Origin of the sequence: Kribbella sp. NPDC006257 (genome assembly GCF_040613535.1) — a bacterium.
Taxonomy (GTDB): domain Bacteria; phylum Actinomycetota; class Actinomycetes; order Propionibacteriales; family Kribbellaceae; genus Kribbella.
Map to the genome: position 1 here is coordinate 77,302 of NZ_JBEXSJ010000003.1, position 15,487 is coordinate 92,788.

Annotated in this window: 14 protein-coding genes; 6 read left to right on the top strand and 8 right to left on the bottom strand. The window is 68.3% G+C overall.

Annotated features, from left to right (window positions below; genetic code table 11):
• Positions 1–15: 15 nt before the first annotated feature.
• Complete coding sequence (locus ABZ004_RS04675; RefSeq protein ID WP_355678394.1) at positions 16–354, top strand: MazG nucleotide pyrophosphohydrolase domain-containing protein; 339 nt, start codon at positions 16–18, stop codon at positions 352–354.
• Here the strand turns inward: ABZ004_RS04675 and ABZ004_RS04680 are convergent.
• The 3 genes from ABZ004_RS04680 to ABZ004_RS04690 form a co-directional block, all read right to left on the bottom strand.
• A complete protein-coding gene (locus tag ABZ004_RS04680; RefSeq protein WP_355678395.1) occupies positions 319–753 on the bottom strand; it encodes an OsmC family protein in 435 nt (144 codons plus the stop codon). The two genes, ABZ004_RS04675 and ABZ004_RS04680, sit on opposite strands and share 36 nt — an antisense overlap.
• A 31-nt stretch (positions 754–784) precedes the next feature.
• Positions 785–1,438 carry an SDR family oxidoreductase gene (locus ABZ004_RS04685; RefSeq protein WP_355678396.1) on the bottom strand — a complete coding sequence of 218 codons (654 nt, stop codon included), beginning with the start codon at positions 1,436–1,438 and terminating at the stop codon, positions 785–787.
• A 115-nt stretch (positions 1,439–1,553) separates the two neighbouring features.
• A complete protein-coding gene (locus tag ABZ004_RS04690) occupies positions 1,554–3,434 on the bottom strand; it encodes a propionyl-CoA synthetase (protein ID WP_355678397.1) in 1,881 nt (626 codons plus the stop codon).
• Positions 3,435–3,602: 168 nt separating this feature from the next.
• Here ABZ004_RS04690 and ABZ004_RS04695 point away from each other — a divergent pair, with 168 nt between their 5' ends.
• Positions 3,603–4,358, top strand: a complete 756-nt coding sequence (locus ABZ004_RS04695; RefSeq protein WP_355678398.1) for a class I SAM-dependent methyltransferase — start codon at positions 3,603–3,605, stop codon at positions 4,356–4,358.
• 61 nt (positions 4,359–4,419) lie between these two features.
• Positions 4,420–5,340 carry a threonine/serine dehydratase gene (locus ABZ004_RS04700; RefSeq protein WP_355678399.1) on the top strand — a complete coding sequence of 307 codons (921 nt, stop codon included), beginning with the start codon at positions 4,420–4,422 and terminating at the stop codon, positions 5,338–5,340.
• A gap of 2 nt (positions 5,341–5,342) precedes the next feature.
• On the opposite strand, the gene ABZ004_RS04705 is transcribed toward ABZ004_RS04700, so the two are convergent.
• The gene (locus ABZ004_RS04705) at positions 5,343–5,960 is read right to left on the bottom strand and encodes a rhomboid family intramembrane serine protease (RefSeq protein WP_355678400.1); all 618 of its coding nucleotides are present in this window, start codon (positions 5,958–5,960) and stop codon (positions 5,343–5,345) included.
• A gap of 250 nt (positions 5,961–6,210) precedes the next feature.
• On the opposite strand from ABZ004_RS04705, the gene ABZ004_RS04710 reads away from it, so the two are divergent.
• Complete coding sequence (locus ABZ004_RS04710) at positions 6,211–7,386, top strand: Cmx/CmrA family chloramphenicol efflux MFS transporter (protein WP_355678401.1); 1,176 nt, start codon at positions 6,211–6,213, stop codon at positions 7,384–7,386.
• Here the strand turns inward: ABZ004_RS04710 and ABZ004_RS04715 are convergent.
• The 4 genes from ABZ004_RS04715 to ABZ004_RS04730 form a co-directional block, all read right to left on the bottom strand.
• A complete protein-coding gene (locus ABZ004_RS04715) occupies positions 7,360–8,766 on the bottom strand; it encodes an APC family permease (protein ID WP_355678402.1) in 1,407 nt (468 codons plus the stop codon). The two genes, ABZ004_RS04710 and ABZ004_RS04715, sit on opposite strands and share 27 nt — an antisense overlap.
• A 72-nt stretch (positions 8,767–8,838) precedes the next feature.
• Entirely contained in the window at positions 8,839–9,270 is a 432-nt protein-coding gene (locus ABZ004_RS04720; protein WP_355678403.1) for an HNH endonuclease family protein, read from the bottom strand.
• Between the two features lie 157 nt (positions 9,271–9,427).
• The gene (locus ABZ004_RS04725) at positions 9,428–10,195 is read right to left on the bottom strand and encodes a peroxide stress protein YaaA (protein ID WP_355678404.1); all 768 of its coding nucleotides are present in this window, start codon (positions 10,193–10,195) and stop codon (positions 9,428–9,430) included.
• The gene (locus ABZ004_RS04730) at positions 10,192–11,142 is read right to left on the bottom strand and encodes an aldo/keto reductase (protein ID WP_355678405.1); all 951 of its coding nucleotides are present in this window, start codon (positions 11,140–11,142) and stop codon (positions 10,192–10,194) included. The genes ABZ004_RS04725 and ABZ004_RS04730 overlap by 4 nt, the downstream gene beginning before the upstream one ends.
• A gap of 101 nt (positions 11,143–11,243) precedes the next feature.
• Here ABZ004_RS04730 and pepN point away from each other — a divergent pair, with 101 nt between their 5' ends.
• Both pepN and sepH read left to right on the top strand, forming a co-directional pair.
• Complete coding sequence (pepN, locus tag ABZ004_RS04735) at positions 11,244–13,703, top strand: aminopeptidase N (protein WP_355678406.1); 2,460 nt, start codon at positions 11,244–11,246, stop codon at positions 13,701–13,703.
• A 234-nt stretch (positions 13,704–13,937) separates the two neighbouring features.
• The gene (sepH, locus tag ABZ004_RS04740) at positions 13,938–15,428 is read left to right on the top strand and encodes a septation protein SepH (protein WP_355678407.1); all 1,491 of its coding nucleotides are present in this window, start codon (positions 13,938–13,940) and stop codon (positions 15,426–15,428) included.
• Positions 15,429–15,487 lie beyond the last annotated feature (59 nt).

The window sequence follows — 15,487 nt, forward strand, 5'->3', positions numbered from 1 at the left end:
GGCTACCGTCGTGGGATGGAGTTTGGGGAGATGGTGGGGAAGGCTCGGTTGGTTCGGGAGGAGTATGCCGCGGTGGAGGCGCGGCGGTATGGGCGGAGTTGGTCGCGGGAAGAGTTGATGCTGGGGTTTGTGGGTGACGTCGGGGATCTGGCGAAGCTTGTGCAGGGTAAGGAAGGCGTGCGGGCGCGGGACGACCTCGACGCGGCGCTGGCGCATGAGCTCGCCGACTGTTTGTGGTCGGTGATGGTGCTGGCGGACGCGTACGAGGTCGACCTGGAGAGCGCGTTCTTGCAGACGATGGATGCGCTGAGCAACCAGCTAGCCGGCGACGGTGGTCTCGACGGGGGTGCCTAATTCGACCGTGCGGCTGACTGTGCAGAGGCGGTCGTGGGACATCTTGACCGCTCGTGGCAGCGCCTCGCGGGCCTTGTCACCGGCTTCGCCTTCGGGGAAGCGGATGGTGAACTCGACGGCGAGGTTCTCCATCCGGTTGCCTTCTTCGGCATCGCGGACCTTGTCGCCGCGGACGACGGCGCTGAACTCCGTGGGCTCGGCGCGCCGGCTCACCACCACGTCGACGTCGATCGCGGAGCAGGCGCCGATCGCGGCCAGCAGCAACTCGACCGGGGTGAAGTCGGTGTCGGTCTCACCGCCGGAGCCGACCGACAGCGTGCCGCCGCGGACGTTGTGGACCAGGTACTTGCTGTTCTCGGTGCGCTCGAAGTGCACCGAGCGGAGGGTGTCGTCGCCCATGTCCGTCGCAATCTGTTGCTGGTAGCAACTGTCAGAGGTTGCTCAGCGCGGCGGCGATCGGTGTGTCGCCGGCGATGAGTTCCAGGGTCCGGCCGATCGCGGCCGGGGTCTCGCAGAGTGCCGCAAGGACGGCGGCCACGTCATCGCGGGTGACGCTGCCACGGCCGGTCTTGTCGGCGATCAGGACCAGGCCGGTCCCGAGATCATTGGTGAGCGCGCCTGGCCGGAGTACGGTCCAGTCCAGGTCGTCGCGGGCGCGTAGGTCGTCCTCGGCCGCCTTCTTCGCTCGCAGGTAGATGGTGAAGTCGTCGTCGGGGTCCAGTTGGTCGACGCGGTCGGCACCCATCGAACTGACCTGGAGATACCGCTGTACGCCGGCCCGCTGAGCCCCGTCGGCGAGCAGCGCGGCGGCACCACGGTCGACCGTGTCCTTGCGGGCGTTCCCGCTGCCCGGCCCGGCACCGGCGGAGAAGATCGCGACGTCGGCGCCTGCCAGTACGTCGGCGACCGCGGTCACGTGCGACTTCTCCAGATCCAGTACGACGCCTGTGCCACCCGCTGCGGCGATGTCGGCCACGTGCGCCGGGTTCCGCACCAGCCCGACCACCTGATGCCCCTCAGCAGCCAGCAACTTGGTCAACCGCAGCGCGATCTGCCCATGCCCACCCGCAACAACGACTCGCATACCCCCGACCCTAACCCCCCGCCTCCCCCGCCTCCCCCCGCCACCTCACCGAGCGACGCTAACGTCCGAAGAAGTGGACGACACGTCCCTCCGCTTCTTCGGACGTTAGCGATGGTCAGGGGGTGTGCCGGAGGATGGGGCGGAGGGTTTCGAGGACGGTGGGGTCCTCGATGGTGGAGGGGATCGGCTCGTCGCGGCCGTCGGCGATTCCTCGCATGGTCTTGCGGAGGATCTTGCCGGAGCGGGTCTTCGGCAGCGCGTCGACGACGGAGACCTCGCGGAAGGCGGCGACGGGACCGATGTCACGGCGTACGGCGGCTACCAGTTCTTCCTGGAGGGTCTCGGCGGAGATCTCGGCACCGGCCTTCAGGACGACGAAGCCGCGTGGGAGTTGACCTTTCAGCGCATCGTGGACGCCGATCACCGCGCACTCGGCGACCGCGGGATGCGCCGCGAGCACCGCTTCCATGCTGCCCGTCGACAACCGGTGACCGGCGACATTGATCACGTCGTCGGTCCGCCCCATCACGAACACGTAGCCGTCGGCATCGATATGACCACCGTCACCGGTCAGATAATACCCGTCGTACTGACTGAGGTAGTTGTCGATGTAGCGCGCATCGTCACCCCAGAGCGTCGGCAGCGAACCAGGCGGCAGCGGCAACTTGATCGCGATCGCCCCCTCCTCCCCCGCCGCCACCTCGGTCCCGGCGGCGTCCAGGATCTGCACGTTCCACCCCGGCAACGGAACGGTCGCCGAACCAGGCTTGGTCGGCAACGGCTCGAGCCCGCGCGGATTCGCCGCGATCGGCCAGCCGGTCTCCGTCTGCCACCAGTGATCGACCACCGGTACGCCGAGTTTGCCGTGCGCCCACTGGTACGTCTCGGGATCCAGCCGTTCACCGGCGAGGAACAGCGTCTCGAACCCGGACAGGTCGTACTTCGCGAGCTCGGCCGCTTCGGGATCGACCTTCTTGATGGCCCGGAGCGCGGTCGGCGCGGTGAACAGCGCCTTCGCGCGATGTTCGGAGACGACGCGCCAGAAGGCGCCCGCGTCCGGCGTACCGACGGGTTTGCCCTCGTAGAGGATCGTGGTCGCGCCGACGAGCAAGGGCGCGTAGACGATGTAGGAGTGGCCGACCACCCAGCCGACGTCGGACGCGGTCCACCAGACATCACCCGGACCGATGTCGTAGACGGCGCGCATGGTCCACGCCAGAGCGACCGCGTGGCCGCCGTTGTCGCGGACGACGCCCTTCGGTTTGCCGGTCGTCCCTGAGGTGTAGAGCACGTAGAGCGGATCGGTCGCGGCGACCGGCACGGGATCCGCCGGCGTCGCCGCCGAGATCAGCGTTTCCCAGTCGAGATCGCGCTCTCCGAGTTTCCCGGGCGCGTTCTCGCGTTGCAGCACGACGGTGTGGTCGGGCTGGTGGGTGGCGAGTTCGAGCGCGCTGTCGACGATCGGCTTGTACTCGACCACGCGAGCCGGCTCGATCCCGCAGGACGCGGCGACGATCACCTTCGGGGTCGCGTCGTCGATCCGCGCCGCGAGTTCCTTCGGTGCGAACCCGCCGAACACGACCGAGTGGATCGCGCCGAGCCGTGCACACGCCAGCATCGTGATCACCGCCTCGGGGATCATCGGCATGTAGACGATGACGCGGTCGCCCTTCCCGACGCCGAGCGACCTGAGCGCGCCGGCGAACACGGCGACCCGGTCGCGAAGTTCGGCGTACGAGAACGTGCGTTTCGTCCCGGTCACCGGTGAGTCGTAGATCAGCGCGGTGCGCTCACCGTCGCCGTTCTCGACATGCCGATCGAGAGCGTTGTACGCCGTATTGAGCTCGCCGTCGGGGCACCACCGGTAGAGCGGCGCAGCGGATGCATCGAGCGCGCGAGTCGGCGTACGCGACCAGCTGATCGCCCCGGCCGCCTCCAGCCAGAAACCTTCCGGATCCGCCAGACTCCGGCGATAACTCTCCGCGTAGGCACCCATCTGTTTGCCTCCTTCACCCAATCACTGGTGTCCTGCCTATCACCCCTACCCCCAACAGTCATACGGTCACGGCCAGCCTTCGCTGCACTGCAAAACCATTGGTGAACCGGATTGGTCCGCTGATGTACTGACAATCGACCGTGAGTCTGCCCCGTGGTGGAGGTAGTTGTGACGAGCTACAACGCGCTTGCCGAGGTGTACGAATGGCTCATCTCGGATGCAAAGCTGGCCCCGGCCGAGTTCGCTGCCTCGTTCGACGACGTCCTCAGTCTCCTGCCGCCGAACGCTCACGTCCTCGATTGTTCGTGCGGGACCGGACAGCTGGCGGTTGGCCTCGCCGGTCGTGGCCTGCAGGTGGTCGCAACTGACGCCAGCGAAGCCATGGTTCGTCGGACTGCGGAGTTGGCTGAGGAATACCGGGCACCTGTCAAGACGGTGCGGGCGAACTGGGAAGAGTTGCCCGACCATTTCGAGGACTACACCTTCGACATGGTGTTCTGCGTCGGCAACTCACTGCACCATGCAGTGGGCGCGAGGGGCAGGTTTGCCGCGCTGGAGTCGATGTCACGGCTGCTGCGGCCTGGCGGGCACTTGGTACTCACCTCCCGCACCTGGGAACTCGTCAGGGCCAGAGGTTCCCGGCTGGACATCAGCGACCGTCTTGTCCGCCGCAACGGGCGCAATGCCGTCGTGGTCTACCGCTGGGAGATCGCCTCACAGTGGGAGGAGGAGCACCACATCGAGATTGCGATCGCGCAAGTTGATCCGGCTGGGCCGGTTCTTGTCCGCTCGGAACTGCTGTCGTGCTGGCCCTATCGATACGACGAACTCACAGCCGAGTTGCACCAGGTCGGGCTCCGGACGGAAAGCAGCACATACAACCCTGAGGCCGAGAACTACATGGTGGTGGCGAGCAAGGTATAGACAACGCCCTCACCGTCGTGGCCCTCGAGGCCGCTGGTAAGGGGTGTGCGAGGGTTGGGGCATGACGGTTTCGCGTGTTGACGTACTGGCGGCTGGGCGGCGGATCGAAGGGCGCGTACGCCGTACGCCGGTGCTGCAAGTCGCCCCCACGGTGACCTTCAAGTTGGAGCTCGTGCAGCATGTCGGGTCGTTCAAACCGCGTGGCGCGTTCAACCGGCTGCTGAGCGCGAAGGAGCAGGGCGCGCTGACCGGGCAAGGGGTCGTCACGGCATCCGGTGGGAACGCGGGGCTGGCTGTCGGGTACGCCGCGCGCGAACTCGGCGTACCGGCTCGGATCTTCGTGCCGGAGACTGCGCCGTTGCCGAAGGTCGCGCGATTGCGGACGCTCGACGCGGACGTGGTGCAGGTCGGGCGCGAGTACGCCGAGGCCTATGAGGCGGCGGTGGAATCTGCCGAGGAGTCGGGGGCGTTGCTGGTGCACGCCTACGACCAGCCGGAGGTCGTGGCGGGGCAGGGCACGCTGGGGCTCGAGTTGCTCGAGCAGATCGATGGCTTCGACACGGTCCTGGTCGCGGTCGGTGGTGGCGGTTTGATCGCTGGGATCGCGACGGCGCTGGAAGATCGGGCCCGGGTGATCGGCGTGGAACCCGAGTTGGCGCCGACGCTGCGCAAGACGCTGGAAGCCGGTGAGCTGGTCGACGTACAGGTCGGAGGGGTGGCTGCTGACTCGCTCGGCGCGCGCCGGCTGGGTGCGCTCGCCTTCGACGCCGCAATTCGCTACGACTTCGGATCGGTGCTCGTGACCGAGCACTCGATCGTTGCTGCGCGCAACGAGTTGTGGCGCGAATACCATCTCGCGGTCGAACACGGCGCGGCTGTCACCTACGCCGCGCTACAGACCGGCGCTTACCAGCCGGCACCCGGCGAGCGCGTGGTAGTCGTCGTCTGCGGCGCCAACACGGACCCGTCCACCCTCACCTGATCTCAGACGACGGGGCGGTTGGCGGGCTTGCGGTCTTCGGCGAGGATCCAGGCGGACAGGATGCCGGCGATGCCGCCGAACAGGTGGCCCTGCCAGGAGATGCCGTCCTGTGGGAGCAAGCCGCCGAGCAGGGCGCTGCCCCAGACCAGGATGACGATCACGCCGACCGCGATCTGGCCGAGCCGGCGGTTGAAGATGCCGCGGGCGACCAGGTAGGCGGCATACCCGAAGACGAGGCCGCTCGCGCCGATCGTGATCGTGTGCGGCGGTGAGATCAGCCAGGTACCGAGGCCGCCGATCGTGGTGACGATCGCCGTCACCGAGAACAGCCGCAGCGCCCCGCCGACCGCGATGATCGCGCCGAGGGTGACGAGTGGGAGCGTGTTCGAGATCAGGTGACCGAAGCCGAGATGCAGGAACGGCGCGGTGATGATGCCGAACAGACCGTCCGGTTCGCGGGCGATGATCCCGTACCGGTCGAGGCGTCCGTGCAGTGCGGTGTCGACGATCTCGCTGAGCCACATCAGGCCGACCAGTACGACGAGTAGCTTGATCCCGCTGCTGATCCGGGCGGCGTCGACGACGCTGCCGCTCTTCCGGGCCGGGGTCTGGAAGCTCATGCCTCAACGATGCCCGATCGGGCCAAACCTCCGCAGCCTCCCCGGCGGTTCCCGGGTGAGTTTGTCCACAACCGGGAGACACGCCCAGCGCGAACCGGCCTGCATGCGTCACAATGGGTATTACAACTGTGGCGTGCTGTGACGACTGTCACCGCGCTCGCCGCGCTGTGTGAGGGGAACAGAGAGGGGACTGCCCAGCCGCGTCCGCGGCCGACCGACGTACGAAACCGAATCTTGAGGGGGATTCGCGATGCCGATCGCCGTCTACATCCTGGGGCTGGCCATCTTCGCCCAGGGCACGTCCGAGTTGATGCTGGCCGGACTGCTGCCCGAGATGGCCGGAGACCTGAGCGTCTCGATCCCGGATGCAGGACTGCTGATCTCCGCGTTCGCCGTCGGCATGCTGGTCGGCGCACCGGTGCTCGCGGTCGTCACGCTGCGCTGGCCCCGGCGTACGGCGTTGCTGGTCTTCCTCGCGGTCTTCGCGCTGACCCATGTGGCGGGCGCGCTCACACCCAACTACGAAGTGCTGCTGGTGACCCGTGTCGTCGGCGCCTTCGTGTACGCCGGGTTCTGGGCGGTTGCCGCTGTCACCGCGGTCGACCTGGTCCCTCGGAACAGCCGGGCGAAAGCGATGAGCGTCGTCGCAAGCGGGCTCACCGTCGCGACCATCGTCGGGTTGCCGGCCGGGACGGTGATCGGCCAGCACCTCGGCTGGCGGGCAGCCTTCTGGACGGTCGCCGCGCTGTCCACCTTGGCGATGGCAGGGGTGCTGGCCACGATCCCGGGTGGTGCACCGGACCCGGAGGCCACGCCGAACCTCGGCGAGGAGATCCGCGCGATGGCGAACCCACGGCTGTGGCTGTCCTATGCCACCACCGCGCTCGTCACCGCGGCGATCCTGGTGATCTTCAGCTACTTCGCGCCCCTGCTCACCCAGGCCACCGGCCTGCGGCCTGGCGCCGTCCCTGGTGTGCTCGCCCTGTACGGCGTGGGCTCGCTGATCGGCATCACCATCGGCGGGCGTACGGCGGACGCCACTCCTTTCCGCACGCTGTCGGTCGGGATCACCGGACTGATCGTGCTGTCGGCGGCACTCGCGCTCTGGGCCGGCGATCCGGTGATCGCGATCGCAACGGTGTTCCTGCTCGGCGGCTTCGGCTTCGCCACCAACCCGGCCCTGAACGCCCGGGTCTTCAGCCTCGCGGGCCAGGCACCGACCTTCGCGACCGCGATCAACTTCTCCTCCTTCAACGTCGGCATCACCATCGGCCCCTGGCTCGGCGGCCTCGCGATCGACGCGGGCGCCGGCTACCCCACCCTCGGCTGGATAGCCGTCGCCCTGGCCCTGGCCGCCCTGGCCACCGTCATCCTCGCCGCCCTCCTCCCCGTCCGCCCCTCAGTTGACAGGGCCGCTCGGGTCTAGGTGGCTGGGATCGAAGTCGGACTTGCGCTTGAAGACGTACTTGTTGAGCAGCCAGGTGATCGCCCACAGGCCGACGCCGACCAGCATCAGGTAGCCGGCGATCTTGTAGTCGTCCTTGGCGCGCCCGGACAGCGGGCTGGCCAGGTAGACGCAGAGCACCACGCCGAGGACCGGCAACGCGGTGGGCGCGTGGAAGTGCTTGTGTTCGACGTGGTCGCGCCGTAGTACGAGAACTGCCACGTTGACGATCGCGAACACGCACAGCAGCAGGAACGCCGTCGTGCCGCCGAGGGCCGCGAGGTCGGCGTACCCGATCAGCAGGAAGGCGAGCAGGGTCGTGAAGAGGATCGCGACCCACGGCGTACGGCGCTTGTGCAGGACGCGGCCGAGCGGACCCGGCAGCACCTTCTCGTGGGACATGCCGTAGAGCAGCCGGCTCGCCATCAGCATGTTGATCAGCGCCGAGTTGGCGACCGCGAACATCGTGATCCAGGCGAAGATCTGGAGCGGGAAGCCGGGGGCGCCGGCCTGGATCACCTTGAGCAGCGGGGTGGCGCCCTTGTTCAGCTCGTCCGGTGAGACCAGCGCGACGGCCGAGATCGCGACCAGGACGTAGATCACGCCGGTGATGCTGAGGCCGAGCAACATGATCTTGGGGAAGATCTTGACCGGATCCTTGGTCTCCTCGGCCATGTTCACCGAGTCCTCGAAGCCGACCATCGCGAAGAACGCGAGCGCCGTCGCCGCGGTGACCGCGCTGAACGGAGACTCGCCGTTCGGCGTACTGAAGTCGGTCAGCCGGGACGTGTCGCCGTCGCCACCGGCCAGTGCCCAGGCGCCGACACCGATCACGATCAGCAGACCGGTCAGCTCGATCAGGGTCAGTACGACGTTGGCCTTGACGCTCTCGCCCACGCCGCGAAGGTTGACCAGGGCAATCAGTGCCATGAAGGACAGTGCGGTGATCATCAGGATCGACCCGTGCGAGGAGTCGATCTTCACCGCCTTGAAGAAGTTCTCCGAGAACGCCTTCGACGCACTCGACGCCGAGGTCAGCCCCGAGCACATCACCGCGAAGGTGAGCAGGAAGGTGAGGAAGTGGATCCCGAACGCCTTGTGCGTGTAGACCGCCGCACCACCGGCCTTCGGGTACTTCGTGACGAGCTCCAGGTAACTCGTTGCCGTCAGCATCGCGACCACGAAGGCGCACAGGAAGGGCAGCCAGACCGCACCACCGACCTCGCCCGCGACCTTGCCGGTCAGCGCGTACACGCCGGTGCCGAGGATGTCGCCGACCACGAACAGCAGCAGCAGGCCGGGTCCCATCACCCGCTTCAGCTCCGGGCGGTCCACGGTGGTTGTCGCCGAGCTCTCGCTCATCTTGCCTCCCCAGGACGTTGGAAGGTACTACCTCTTCGCCCTATGGTCCCATCGATACGGTCCGCCGGCCGGTCAGCAGGCGTCGAGCATGTCTTGCAGGGCAGTCTTCTCGGCTGACTGGAGGGAGAGTTTGTAGGTGTACTTCACCGAGATCCAGTAGCGCGCGTAGAGGCAATGGATCGCGGAGTCGGGCGGCTGCCAGGACGCCGGGTCCTTGTCGCCCTTGGAGCGGTTGCTCGACGCGGAGACCGCGATCAGCTGGGAGATCGTGAGGTTGTTGGCGAACTCTTCCCGCTTGGCTGTCGTCCACGTGCTCGCACCTGACTTCCAGGCTTCGGCCAGCGGGACGATGTGGTCGATGTCGACGTCAGAGCTGTCGGTGATCACCACTGAGTCGTAGACGCTGGTCCACTTGCCGGCTGTCGGCTGGCAGGAGTTGTCCACGGTGACGCCGGTCCCGTCGCGCTTCAGTACTTCTTCGCGGGTGTCACAAGTGCCGGACACCGTGTGCCAGTGCGGGAACTTGTCGCGGCTGTAGCCGGTGGTTGTTCCTTCCGCTTTGACGGTGAGGGTCGTGGGCGGTGCCCCCTGACTGCGCTGCCTAACCCTTCCCCGGCTGGTGAGCAGGGGAAACCACTCACCGGTGAACCCCTGGTGAAGGTCAGTCGTGTTCCACCACGGTCAGCGTCCAGCCCGCGCCGCTCCGCTCGAGTTCCGCGTTCCAGCGCTCGGAGATCAACTTGTGCAGCGCCTTCGGCGTGCCCGGATCCTTCCCCGACTCCAGCAGGTGCCGCGCCACCAGTCCGCGCGTGTGTTTCGCGTTGTGCGACACGACCGACCGCACTCCCCCGCGCTCACGCACCACCGACACTGCGACCCACTTGGCCGCCTGCTCGCCACTAGGGCGCCACGCGGCGGCGTACGTCGACGAACGACAGTCGACGATCACCGAGTTCCCTGCCGCCGCATCGAGCGACGCGACAAGCGGATCGCGCCAGTGCGAAGCGAGCGGCCCGAGCCCCGGCAACGAAGTACCCATCGAAAGCCGGTACGGCGGTACGCGGTCCGCCATCCGCAAAGCACCCCACGCCGCAGACACCACCAGGAGACGGGCACCGGCGCGACGCTTGGTACCAGGCGACAACGTGGCGTACCCGAGAGCGTCGTACAGCACACCGGAGTACAGCTCAGAGACCGGTACCGCGGGCTCGGTCCGCCAATTGATGTTGCGCTCTACCTCGTCCCGCAATGACGGACCGACACCCAGTACGCCGTACGCGTCGCTCGTGGAACTCACTTTGGCCAGCGAGTCCAGCACGGTCTCGCGCACGTCGTTGAGCTCCGGGAACGACAGCGACGGCAAATCGACCGCCTTGCCACGGGAGCGGCCCGTCTTGCCTTCGGACGGCGGTAGCAGGATCACGGTCACGTGAGTTCGTCCAGCGCGGCCAGATCCTGCGGGGTCGGACTCCACAGGCCGGCAGCGACGTTCTGCTCGATCTGCTCCGGAGTGGTGGCACCCGCGATCACCGACGCGACCGCCGGCTGCGCCGCGAGTCCACCGATGGCGACGTCGATCAGGCTCAGGTCGCGCTCGGCCGCGAACGTCTCGAGTGCCTCGATCCGGTCGAAGTCGGCCGAACTCAGCCGCTCGGGCTGGCTCGCCAGCCGGCTTCCTTCCGGTGCGGGCTCGCCGCGCTTGTACTTGCCGGTCAGCAACCCCGAGGCGAGCGGGAAGAACGGCAGGACGCCGATGCCGAGGTGCTCGCAGGCCGGGATCAGTTCGTCCTCGACGTCGCGCTCGAGCAGCGAATAGCGGTTCTGCGCGCTGATGAAGTGCTCCGATCCGGACGTGCGTGCCGCCCAGTCCGCGTCGACCACCTGCCAGCCGGCGAACTGCGAGCTGCCGATGTAGCGAACCTTGCCCTCGGCAACGAGTTCGGAGAGTGCGGCGAGGGTCTCCTCGATCGGGGTGACCGGGTCGGGGAAGTGCAGCTGGTAGAGATCGATCCAGTCGGTGCCGAGCCGGCGCAGGCTCGACTCGACCGCCTTGCGGATGTACCGGCGGGATCCGCGCACACCCCAGTCGGGCCCGTTCTCGCCGTGCATGTCGCCACCGAACTTGGTCGCGATCACCACGTCCGCGCGGCGCTTGCCGAGCGCCTGGCCGAGCAGCTCCTCGCTGGTGCCGTGCTCGCTGCCCAGACCGTAGATGTCGGCGGTGTCGAACAGGGTGATGCCCGCGTCCACGGCCGCGTTCACCACCGCGTCCGCCCGGTCCGCGCCCAGCCTGCGGCCGAGGTTGTTGCAACCCAGTCCGACCACGCTGACGGTCAGACCGGAGTCACCGAGCTGCCGGTACTCCATGTCGGTCATGATCAAACCTTAACCAGTGCATTGCGAGGTCCTGGAAAGGTCCTGCTGGAGTCAGGTCGGGGTCGTGTCGGGAGCTTCGGCGACCGCATAGAGTTCAGGGCATGCCGAGCCTTACCGTCGACGGCGCCCGTACCCGGGCCGCCGCACTCACCGTCCACTCGTACGACGTCGATCTCGACCTGACCCGCGGGGACCAGACCTTCGGTTCCACGACCAGGATCGTGTTCTCGGCGTCCAGTCAGTCCAGTTTCCTGGACGTCAAACCCGCCGAGCTGACGTCGGTGACCTTGAACGGCGAAGCGGTCGACGTCGCCGGACTGAGTGACGGGCGGCTCGCGCTGACCGGCCTGACCGCGGAGAACGAGCTCGTCGTGGTCGCGTCGATGCTCTACTCCAACGACGGCGAGGGCCTGCACCGCAGCGTCGACGCCGCGGACGGCCTCACCTATCTTTACGCGATGTCGTTCCTGGATGCGGCACCCCGGATCTTCGCCTGCTTCGACCAGCCCGACCTCAAGGCGCCGTACAAGGTGACCGTGACCGCGCCGCCGGAGTGGATCGTGCTCGGCAACGGAGCCGCCACCCAGGTCTCACCGGGCCGCTGGGAGCTGGCCGAGACCAAGCCGCTCTCGACGTACTTCGTCACGCTGGTCGCCGGTCCGTACCACCAGATCCTGGACTCCCACGACGGGATCCCGCTCGGGGTGGTGTCGCGCCAGTCGCTCGCCGAAGCCCTGGACCGCGACGCCGAGGACATCTTCACCGTCACCAAGCAGGCCTTCGACGAGTTCCACCGCCTGTTCGGCTACCGGTACCCGTTCGGTGAGTACCACCAGGCGTTCGTCCCGGAGTTCAACGCCGGCGCGATGGAGAACCCGGGCTGCGTCACGTTCCGCGACGCGATGGTGTTCCGGTCGGCCGTGACCGACCAGGAGCGCAGCGGCCGGGCCCGGACCATCGTGCACGAGATGGCGCACCAGTGGTTCGGCGACACGGTGACGATGCAGTGGTGGAACGACCTGTGGCTGAACGAGTCGTTCGCGGAGTACATGGCGCACCGGGTCTCCAGCGCCGTGACGCAGTACACCGACAACTGGATCGACTTCGCCTTCGTCCGCAAGTGGTGGGGTCTGCAGGCCGACCAGAGGTCGTCGACGCACCCGATCGCGGCCGACGCGGTCAAGGACGCCCTCAGCTCGCTCGACGACTTCGACGGGATCTCCTACGCGAAGGGCGCCGCCACGCTCAAGCAGCTCGCCGCCTACCTCGGCGACGACGTCTTCCTGGCCGGTGTCCGCGCGCACATCACCTCGCACGAGTTCGGCAACGCCACCTTCGCCGACCTGGTCGGCAAGTGGACCGAGGCCGGCGCGGCCGGCCTCGAGGACTGGGCCCAGAACTGGCTCCGTACGCCGGGCGTCGACACGATCAGCGCCGAGCGGACCGCGACCGGGGTGAAGCTACGCCGGGTCGCGCCGGCCGCGTATCCCGCGAGCCGCCCGCACCAGTTGACCGTCGGCGGATTCGACGAGTCCGGCCGGGGCGTCTCGGTGCCGGTGCTGCTCGACTCCGACGAGGTCGAGGTCGAGCTGGACCCGTCGCTGGCCGTGATCGTGCCGGACGCGGCCGACGACACCTGGGCGAAGATCCGGCTGGACGCCGACAGCCTCGGCCGGCTGACCGAGGTGCTGCCGAAGATCGAGGACGGGGTGACCCGCGCGGTCGTCCTGAACAGCCTGCGGGACGCGGTCGCGGATGCCGAGCTCGACCCGCAGCTCGGGTTCGACGTGGTGCTCGCGGCACTGCCGCACGAGGACAGCGATATCGCGGTCGCGACGATGGTCTCCTGGAGCCTGGCCCGGCTGCTCGGCGGCTATCTGCCCTACGAGCCGCATCGTCAGCAGCTGGCCGACGTGCTCGCGGCGCGGGTCGGATCGACCCCGGCCGGGAGCAGCCTGCAACTGGCGGTCGTTCGCGGTCTGGTCCGGGTCTCGTCGGAGGTGGAGCAGCTGAAGGGCTGGCTCGCCGGCACCGGCGTACCGGAGGGGCTGGCTGTCGATGCCGAGCTGCGGTGGGACATCACCCAGCGGCTGGCCCGGCTCGGCGCCATCGGTGACGCGGAGATCGACGCCGAGCTCGAGCGCGACCATTCCTCCGAGGGTCAGGTGCACGCCACCGAGTGCCGCGCCTCGCTGCCGACGGCCGAGGCCAAGGAGCGCGCGTGGAACCTGATCACGACCGATGCGGACGCGGCCAACTACGACCTGTACGCCGCGGCGACCGGCTTCTGGCACCCGAGTCAGGAGGATCTCACCGCGCCGTACGTCGAGCGGTACTTCGCCGAGATCGCGGCGACCGAGAAGCTTCGCTCGGGCTGGGCGGTGGCGCGAGGTGCGCAGCTGGCCTTCCCGCGGTTCTCGATCGACGAGCGGGTGGTCAGGCTGGCGGCGGACCTGGTCGCGGACGAGTCGGTCGCGGCCGGCATCCGGCGGGCGATCGGCGACGAGGCCGACGACCTGAAGCGAGCCCTGGCGGTCCGGGCGGCCTACCCGCACAACTGATCGGTTTCCGTCCGGATGGCTGCTTGCGGAGCGGTCATCCGGGCGGACCTGCCGTCGAGGTCACTGGATGTTGTGACTAGTGTGACTGGTGTGACGACGAGGACCCTGCTGAGCAGGCAGGATGGACCTTTGTGACATAACCTCCACAATGACCGGCGGGCACGGCGCGCCGGTCTTGGTGCAGGCGTACGTGTCGGGAGAGACTGTCAAGAACCGCACAGGAGAACAGAGGCAATGCGCGAGGCGAGGCTCGTTGGGCTGAGTCAGGATGGCAAGACGCTCATCCTGGCTGTGGCCGAGACGGGTGAGGAGTTCGCCGTTCCGGTCGACGACCGGTTGCGTGCGGCCTTGCGCGGTGACCGTGCCCGACTCGGCCAGCTGGAGATTCAAATGGAGAGCGCGCTCCGCCCACGAGACATCCAGGCTCGGATCCGAGCCGGAGAAAGTCCCGAGGCGGTCGCTGCCGTCGCCCAGATGCCGATGGAACGGGTGATGGCCTTCGCCGGCCCGGTGCTGGCGGAACGGGATCATGTCGCGAGCCTCGCCCAGCGGGCGTCGGTCCGCCGTCGCGGTGGTGGCGACGCCCCCACCCGCAACCTCGGCGCCTGGGTCACCGAGCGGCTGCGGATCCGTGGCGTCGACCCGGCCACCGCGGAATGGGATGCCTGGCGGCGCGACGACGGCCGCTGGGCCGTGCGCGTTTCCTACTTCGCGGATGCGAGCGAGGGTGAGTCCGGCGACGAGAAGGTCGCGATGTTCGCCTACGACGCCCCGGGACGGTATGCCGTACCGGATGACGACGAGGCACGCTGGCTGGTCGGCGAGCAGGCGCAGGTGATCGCGCCGCAGCCGACCTCGGAGCGCAGACTGACCGCGGTCGCCGACTTCGACCTGAGCATTGCTCCCGACCATGGCGCCGACAGCTACGAGGCCGGGTTCGAGGACACGATCAGCCTGCCGCGCGGTCGCGCACATCAGTCGGACCGGGACGCCAACCGCGACACCGGCCGGGGCTTCGGGCGCGACCAGGCGCCGGAGTACGGACACGAGCCCGGCCGCGAGTTCGGCCGCGGACCCGGCCGCGACACGAGCCGCGACGGCGCACGGAGGGACAGCGCGCGGGCCGACGGATTCCGCGGTGGGGATGTGGCGCGCGGTGAGATGCCGGGCGAGGGTGAGCGGGGGCCGCGGCGTGTGCACTCGGTGCCGAGCCCGGACGAAGAGCCGACGCTGATCAACGTACCGATCGAGGAGCCGCCGGCCGTGCGGTCCGCGGTACGGGCTGTCGAACGGCCGGCCCAGCCTCCTGTCGAGACGTCACCGCCTGCGCCGCTGGAAGAGCGTGCGGCCGCACCCGAGAACCGCTTCACCGAACGCCGCATCGTCCCCGAGCGCCCGGCGCCAACGCCGGCACCTCAGCAGCGCACGCCGGAGCAGCGGCCAACGCACCAGCCGGCCGAGCAGCAGGCAGCGCCGCAGCAGCGCCCGGTGCCGCAGCCGCCCACCCAGCGACCCGTTCCGAAACCACCTGCACAGCAGCGACCGAACCCGCAGGCCCCCGCCCAGCAGCCAGCCGTCGAGCAGCCGGCTGCCAACGAGCCTGAGCAGGTCGCAGCGGAAGAACAACCGGCCGAGGAACCGAAGAAGAAGCCGGCCAAGCGCGCCTCGAAGCGAGCCAGCGTGCCGAGCTGGGACGAGATCATGTTCGGCAAGAAAGCCGACTGACCACAAACCCCGAAAAGGACCAGCTGAGCCGACCACTCAGCTGGTCCTTGTCGTTGACC

Bases quoted from the DNA above. Each gene is read 5' to 3' on its own strand.
- ABZ004_RS04685 (WP_355678396.1), bottom strand. From the start codon at position 1,438: ATGCGAGTCGTTGTTGCGGGTGGGCATGGGCAGATCGCGCTGCGGTTG.
- ABZ004_RS04715 (WP_355678402.1), bottom strand. From the start codon at position 8,766: ATGAGCGAGAGCTCGGCGACAACCACCGTGGACCGCCCGGAGCTGAAG.
- ABZ004_RS04730 (WP_355678405.1), bottom strand. From the start codon at position 11,142: ATGACCGACATGGAGTACCGGCAGCTCGGTGACTCCGGTCTGACCGTC.
- ABZ004_RS04690 (WP_355678397.1), bottom strand. From the start codon at position 3,434: ATGGGTGCCTACGCGGAGAGTTATCGCCGGAGTCTGGCGGATCCGGAA.
- ABZ004_RS04710 (WP_355678401.1), top strand. From the start codon at position 6,211: ATGCCGATCGCCGTCTACATCCTGGGGCTGGCCATCTTCGCCCAGGGC.
- pepN (WP_355678406.1), top strand. From the start codon at position 11,244: ATGCCGAGCCTTACCGTCGACGGCGCCCGTACCCGGGCCGCCGCACTC.
- ABZ004_RS04680 (WP_355678395.1), bottom strand. From the start codon at position 753: ATGGGCGACGACACCCTCCGCTCGGTGCACTTCGAGCGCACCGAGAAC.
- ABZ004_RS04675 (WP_355678394.1), top strand. From the start codon at position 16: ATGGAGTTTGGGGAGATGGTGGGGAAGGCTCGGTTGGTTCGGGAGGAG.
- ABZ004_RS04700 (WP_355678399.1), top strand. From the start codon at position 4,420: ATGACGGTTTCGCGTGTTGACGTACTGGCGGCTGGGCGGCGGATCGAA.
- ABZ004_RS04705 (WP_355678400.1), bottom strand. From the start codon at position 5,960: ATGAGCTTCCAGACCCCGGCCCGGAAGAGCGGCAGCGTCGTCGACGCC.
- sepH (WP_355678407.1), top strand. From the start codon at position 13,938: ATGCGCGAGGCGAGGCTCGTTGGGCTGAGTCAGGATGGCAAGACGCTC.